Source organism: Parvibaculum sp. (assembly GCF_040882025.1).
In the GTDB taxonomy this organism is placed as follows: domain Bacteria; phylum Pseudomonadota; class Alphaproteobacteria; order Parvibaculales; family Parvibaculaceae; genus Parvibaculum.
The window spans coordinates 1-5,873 of sequence record NZ_JBBECC010000055.1; the positions used below are offsets into that span (position 1 = coordinate 1).

6 protein-coding genes and 1 pseudogene are annotated in these 5,873 nt (G+C 63.7%); 3 read left to right on the forward strand and 4 right to left on the reverse strand.

The window, feature by feature from the left end:
• The 3 genes and pseudogenes from gltD to WEB61_RS03540 all read left to right on the forward strand — a co-directional run.
• Window positions 1–246, forward strand: a pseudogene (gltD, locus tag WEB61_RS03530) (glutamate synthase); the annotation flags it as partial.
• 87 nt (window positions 247–333) lie between these two features.
• The gene (locus WEB61_RS03535) at window positions 334–1,044 is read left to right on the forward strand and encodes an AzlC family ABC transporter permease (RefSeq protein WP_368062944.1); all 711 of its coding nucleotides are present in this window, start codon (window positions 334–336) and stop codon (window positions 1,042–1,044) included.
• Window positions 1,041–1,367: an AzlD domain-containing protein gene (locus tag WEB61_RS03540; RefSeq protein ID WP_368062945.1), complete on the forward strand. Its 327-nt coding sequence runs from the start codon at window positions 1,041–1,043 to the stop codon at window positions 1,365–1,367. The genes WEB61_RS03535 and WEB61_RS03540 overlap by 4 nt, the downstream gene beginning before the upstream one ends.
• A 6-nt stretch (window positions 1,368–1,373) precedes the next feature.
• Here the strand turns inward: WEB61_RS03540 and WEB61_RS03545 are convergent, their stop codons facing one another.
• The 4 genes from WEB61_RS03545 to WEB61_RS03560 all read right to left on the reverse strand — a co-directional run bounded on the left by WEB61_RS03545 (window position 1,374) and on the right by WEB61_RS03560 (window position 5,620).
• The gene (locus WEB61_RS03545; protein WP_368062946.1) at window positions 1,374–1,787 is read right to left on the reverse strand and encodes a hypothetical protein; all 414 of its coding nucleotides are present in this window, start codon (window positions 1,785–1,787) and stop codon (window positions 1,374–1,376) included.
• Between the two features lie 8 nt (window positions 1,788–1,795).
• The gene (locus WEB61_RS03550; RefSeq protein WP_368062947.1) at window positions 1,796–3,247 is read right to left on the reverse strand and encodes an MBOAT family protein; all 1,452 of its coding nucleotides are present in this window, start codon (window positions 3,245–3,247) and stop codon (window positions 1,796–1,798) included.
• 131 nt (window positions 3,248–3,378) lie between these two features.
• Window positions 3,379–4,635, reverse strand: coding sequence for a GDSL-type esterase/lipase family protein (locus WEB61_RS03555; protein ID WP_368062948.1), 1,257 nt, complete (start codon window positions 4,633–4,635; stop codon window positions 3,379–3,381).
• Entirely contained in the window at window positions 4,604–5,620 is a 1,017-nt protein-coding gene (locus WEB61_RS03560) for a DUF459 domain-containing protein (protein ID WP_368062949.1), read from the reverse strand. Before WEB61_RS03560 ends, WEB61_RS03555 begins: the two co-directional genes overlap by 32 nt.
• Window positions 5,621–5,873 lie beyond the last annotated feature (253 nt).

The following is a 5,873-nucleotide window of genomic DNA, read 5'->3' on the forward strand; positions in this document are numbered from 1 at the left end:
TTGCTCGCCATGGGCTTCGTGCATCCGGTGCATGAAGGCATGCTGAAGGAGCTCGACATCGCACTCGACAAACGCGGCAATGTTGCCGCCGACACGGCGACCTACAAGTCGTCGCTCGACAAGGTCTTCACCGCCGGTGACATGCGCCGCGGCCAATCGCTGGTCGTATGGGCCATCCGCGAGGGCCGTCAGGCCGCGCGTGAAGTAGACCTGTTCCTGATGGGGGACACCGTGTTGCCGCGCTGACCGCCGGCGCAACGCGAAACGGAAAGCCCCTGTGAGAACCCTCGCAGGGGCTTTTCACTATCCGATGCCCGAAAAGGACCGGGAACCATGAAGTCTGTATTCAGGGACTATATCGACGGCATTCACGCCATGTTGCCGCTGCTGCCCGGCGCCGTGCCCTTCGGCATGATTGCAGGAGCCGTTGCAGCCGAAGCCGGGTTCGGCCCAGCCGCCGGCATTGGCCAGTCGGTAATAATCTATGCGGGCACTGCGCAACTCGCGGCAACGCAACTGGTTGCCGAGGCCGCACCGGCCCTGGTCGTTGTCCTGACGGGTCTCGTCGTCAATCTGCGCTTTGCGATGTACAGCGCCTCGCTCGCCCCGCATTTCATCGGCCTCTCGTTTCGCCGGCGCGCGCTGCTGGCTTATCTGATGACCGACCAGTCCTATGCGCTGACCATATTGCGTCACGGTGCGGATGAGACCGTGACCGCCATCACAAAAGCGCGCTTCTATCTCGGCGGCGCCATTGCCATGTGGGTCGTCTGGCTCGGCGCAACGGCCACCGGCTTCATGCTCGGCAGCCGCATTCCGCCAAGCTGGTCACTCGACTTCTTCGTACCGCTGAGCTTTCTCGCCTTGCTCGTGCCAGGCATTCGCGATCGAGCGACGGCCATCGCCGCTATCACCGGCGCGATCGTCGCGGTCGCAGCATCGGGCCTTGTCTTCAATCTGGGACTCTTTGCCGGAGCCGCATGCGGCATTGCGGCCGGCTATATCGTCGAAGCACGACGCGGAAAGAAGGATGACATTCGATGAGCGTAACAACCCTCTGGCTGAGCATTGTCGCCATCGGCGTCGGGACGTTCGTCCTCAGACTTTCCTTTATCGGCCTTTCGGGCCGCCTGGCGTTGCCAGTTGCGGTAACACGCGCTTTGCGCTTCGTTCCAGCCGCCGTCCTGAGCGCCATCATCCTGCCGGCCGCACTGCGACTGCCTGAAGGCGGGCTCGATGTTTCGATCGACAATCCGCGCCTGATCGCCTGTGTTGTGGCTGCCGGCATCGCCTGGGCGACCAAAAGCGTGCTGGCGACGCTCATCGTCGGCATGGGAACATTGTGGCTTCTTCAGGCGCTGCTCTAGAACCGGTCAGCCGGTTTCCTCGCCCAGCATGCCGCGAAGCAGCCGCGCGCCCTCGCGCGCGCGTTGGCGTTCGTCATCGAGCCTGATCTCGACATCGCTCCAGCGCATCATCCGCCACGTATCCAGCTTTTCGCGGGCCGCCTCCGAGGGGTCGCCAAGCCCGGCCCGACCCATTTGCTCGTTCCAGGCAGCCGACAAGGCGACAACGGTGTCCTGAACCGGCCCGACACCGAAGCCGTTGGTCCATGTGACGAGACGCGCGCTGTTGAGAACCAGCAGAAGTGCCGCCGTGATCCACAAAGCGCGGGCGAAGCGGGCAACGGCGCGCCGCGTATGCTCCGCCGTTTGCAGCTCGACGCGCGAGGCGGCTTCCCAGCCGTCTTCCAGCTCCATCTCGATTTCGCGAATAAGGTCCAGCATGTTCAGCCTCAAAACTGGAAATAGATGAACGGCGCAACGCCTTCGGGCGCAACCGCCCAGATCAACCAGACGCCACCGCCAAGAATGAGCCCCAACACGGGCGACGGGAGCCATTGAAGCCCCTGCGCCACCCAGCGCCCCAGATCGCGCGGTGTGAACTGGAAAACCATGGCAAGCGCGATCAATCCGACGAGGAAGGGCGTCGCATACTGGTTCGGATCGGACCAGCGCGCAAAGCCCGCGAGATAGCTGCCGGCTGTCGTGAAACTGTCGGCACGGAAGAAAATCCAGGCGAAGCAGACGAGATGAAACGTCCAGAAAATGCCGACGATATGCTGCGCGCCATGCCCGACGGCGCTGGCGATCCCGACCGGATCGCTGTTCGGCGGCGCAAATTCGTCGAGCTTTCGCCGCGCATGGCGTTCGACGGCCAGCATTGCGCCGTGGAAGGCACCCCAGAAGACGAAAGTCCATGCCGCGCCGTGCCAGATTCCACCGAGAAACATCGTGAGGAAGAGATTGCGATAGGTCTTTGCCTCGCCGCGCCGGTTGCCGCCCAGCGGCTTGTAGAGATAGTCGCGCAGCCAGGTCGACAGCGAAATGTGCCAGCGCCGCCAGAAATCCTGCAGACTCGCCGCACGATAGGGCTGATTGAAATTCTCGAGAAAGCGATAACCGAGCAGCGCCGCCACGCCGATGGCGATGTCGCTATAACCTGAAAAATCGCAGTAAATCTGGATCGCATAGCCATAGACGCCGATCAGCAGATCGAGCGCGCCGACCGCCGTCGGATCGAAAAACACCGGATCGACAAGCTCGGTTGCCAGATAATTGGCGATCAGCATTTTCTTGGCAAGGCCCGAGAGCACCAGCACCGTGCCGACGCCGACATGAGCGCGCGTCAGCACCGGCGCGCGATGCAGTTGTGGCAGGAAATCGGCCGCGCGCACGATGGGACCGGCGACAAGCTGCGGGAAGAAGGAAATGTAGAGCATTACATTGGCGAGCGAGCGCTCCGGCCGCACATGGCCGCGATAGACGTCGACCACGTAGGAAATGCCCTGAAAGGTGAAGAAGGAAATGCCGACCGGCAGGATGACCTGCATGAACGGCAGATCGCGTTCGAGCCCCGCCATTTCGAGAAGCGCCGAAAGCGAGGTGAGGAAAAAGCCGTAATATTTGAAGAATCCAAGAATCGCGAGACCGCCCGTCACCGCCAGTGTCACGACGAGTTTGCGCAACACAGGGCGTTCGGTGCGCGCCAGCGCGAGACCGGCGAAGTAGTTGATCAGCGTCGAGACGAGCAGCAACCCCATAAAGCGCCAGTCCCACCAGCCATAGAAAAAATAGCTGGCGGCGAGCAGCACGAGCTTGCGCCAATGCGGCGTCCAGCGCACAGCCCAGCTGACCGTGAATACGATCAGGAAGAAAATCCCGAACTCTATGGTCGGAAAAAGCATGCCGCCCCGCCACCCGCACAGAAATCGCCCAGCCAACCATCAGGGGGGCATGACGGAACCGGAAGCATCATCCCTGCATGGACCGAAAAGCTCAATAATTCCCTTAACTTATGGTTAACCCCCGAGGCGGATCACAGCCGGCAAAGACCGCCATCCGCTGTCTCCCGCCCGCTCATCAGCGCGCGCCACAACGTCTCTCCGAGCAGCCCCGCGCCGGCAGGCCGCAAATGCACCCGGTCGGCGTATGCCAGCGGTGGCGTTTCCATCGCCCAGCGATGCACGCTGCAGCGCCCGCCCATGGCCGCTGCCCCATCCCAGTACCAGCCGCCCCGCTCTGCGGCGAGTTCCCGCAAGACCCCGCGCACGGCGGCAAGCCGGGGCGGCGTCTTCCAACCTTCGCCGCAAGCCTCGCCGGTACCCTGCCGGGCGCCGTCAAACGGCCCCAGAAGCGCGAAGGAGACGCCCGGGGCCGCCTGCCCTATGCGGTCCATCAAACCGCCCACCAGCGCCTTGTAAGCGGCCCCGTCGAGGCCATTGTCGAAGCCCTCATTGGTGCCATAGCCGAGAATGACGAGATCGGGCTTGAGCGCTGCAAGCTGCGCCGCGACGATGCCCGCGTCCCAGCGCGCGGTGATGGCGGCCGTCGCCGCGACAATGCCGTGGCTATCGTAACGAATGCCCGGCCGGCCGGCATCGCCGGCATGGGCAACCGACCAGCCGAGCAGATGGACAGGGTCGGGACCGGCCGGCCAAAGCACGGCACGGCGCGCGGCCGCTGCGGGAACAGTCAACCGCACAAGGCCGGGCTCGGCGCGCCGTGTCGACAGGCGGAAAGGCGCCGCGCCGCCGAGTTTGAGCATGACGGCGCCGGTATCCGGGCCGCCGACGACTTCAAGCGTCACGCTGACAAAGGGTTCGAGCGCGGTCATCGTTATCACGGCGTCATGCCGGTCGGCGGTGGCGCGGAACCCCTGCAGGCCGAAAGGACCCTCGGTTGCGCGCGGCAGGCTCGAGACGACAAACCAAGGCCCACGCATCGACAGTTCAAAACCGTCCGGCGCGTAGTAGCGGAAGGGCACACCCGGCATCAGCCCGCGACCGGCATCGCCGAAGCGCGCCTGCCAGCGCCGGCGAAGCGCGCGCGGCAAATGATCGAGCGAGATGTGGCTGTCGCCGAGATGAAGAACGGTCAGCGGACGATCGCGCGTTCCCGCTTCAATGGCGTCGATCGCCGCGTGAAAGGATTCAAGGCCCGGCAGCGCCTGCGGACAGTCGTCGGCACGAAGCGGCGCCGGTGCGAGGCAGGCAGCAAGAAGACCCGCCGCCGCGAAACGGACGGTGCGAAGGCGGAAGACGTCAGTTAACGGGGCCGGTCCAGCGCCAGTCATCGGACCTGCCGGGGCGTCTGCCGGATGTGTCGTAGACAAAGGGCTCAGGCGCGATGGATTGCGTGACGGCGTGCGCCTCGCGCTGCGCCGGCATCGCGATTTCGCTGTACAACTGCGGCACCGTTTCGGCGACGCGGACTGCCATGCGCCCGGTTTCGATGTCGGCGACGATGGCATTCGCCATGCGCTCGCCGAGCAATTCGTAGCCCGACATCGTGAAGTGAATGCCGTCCTCGGCGCGCAAAAGCCTCGTGCGGCCGAAACGATCGGCGCCATAGGCCGTATAGCCGCCGCTTTCATCCGTAGCCAGACCATCGGTACGGACATAGGCGACGCCGTTCGCCCGCGCGCGCGTTTCAAAGATTTCGTTGAACTGCGCCATGTCGCTGCCGAAGCGCGGACTGCGCATCACCGGCAATTCGAGCCAGTAAATACGGGCACCTGTTGCTTGCAGCGTCGCCGTGAATTCGTCGACGCGGCGTTCGTAGATCTCGCGCCAGCCAGGTTCGAAAAGCGCATGGCGCGTGCCTTTCTCGACGATCGGCTGACGGTCGTTGGTGCCCATCACGACAACAGCGATGTCGATCCGCGTCTCGCCCGCGATCTCGCGCACGGCCGTGTTCCAGTCGTAATAGTCGGCGCGCGAAAAGCCGGTGGCGACGCGCGATTTCTTGATGACGGCGAAGCGCTTGTCCTGGCGCAGCACGTGGTAGAGCCCGGCCCAGGTTCCGTCGCCGAGCGAATCGCCCATGACGACGACATTGTAACGTCTTGATTCAACAGGATTTTCCGCAACAGATGGCGGCGACACCTCCTCGATCAGCGCGGCGCTTTCGACATTTGCCGGCGTCAGACGCAGTGGCTCGGCAGTCGCGCTTGCCCACCAGAAGAGCACCAGCGGCACTACCAGCGCGGTCAGCAGCAAGGCACGGCGGGTGTGATTCTCCCGCGCGATTGCCTGCGATTTTCCGGCCTGCCGATGCATCGAAATCCCCGAAAACCCTTGAAACGTTCCGAAACGAAGCGATTTGCGCCAACGAGTGGCGGTATCTGGCCTTCCATCCTGCAGAGCTTGTGCCCGAACCAGCGCCTCAAAACGAGACAAAAGTCTAGTCGCCGGGCCACCACTTGACTAGCCCGGGCAGGATATATCGGGTCCCGGAAGGGGGCACAAATGGCAGCCGGAAACGCGTCGCACCCCCCCTCTGTCATCGAACTGTCAAAAAACTGTCACAAAG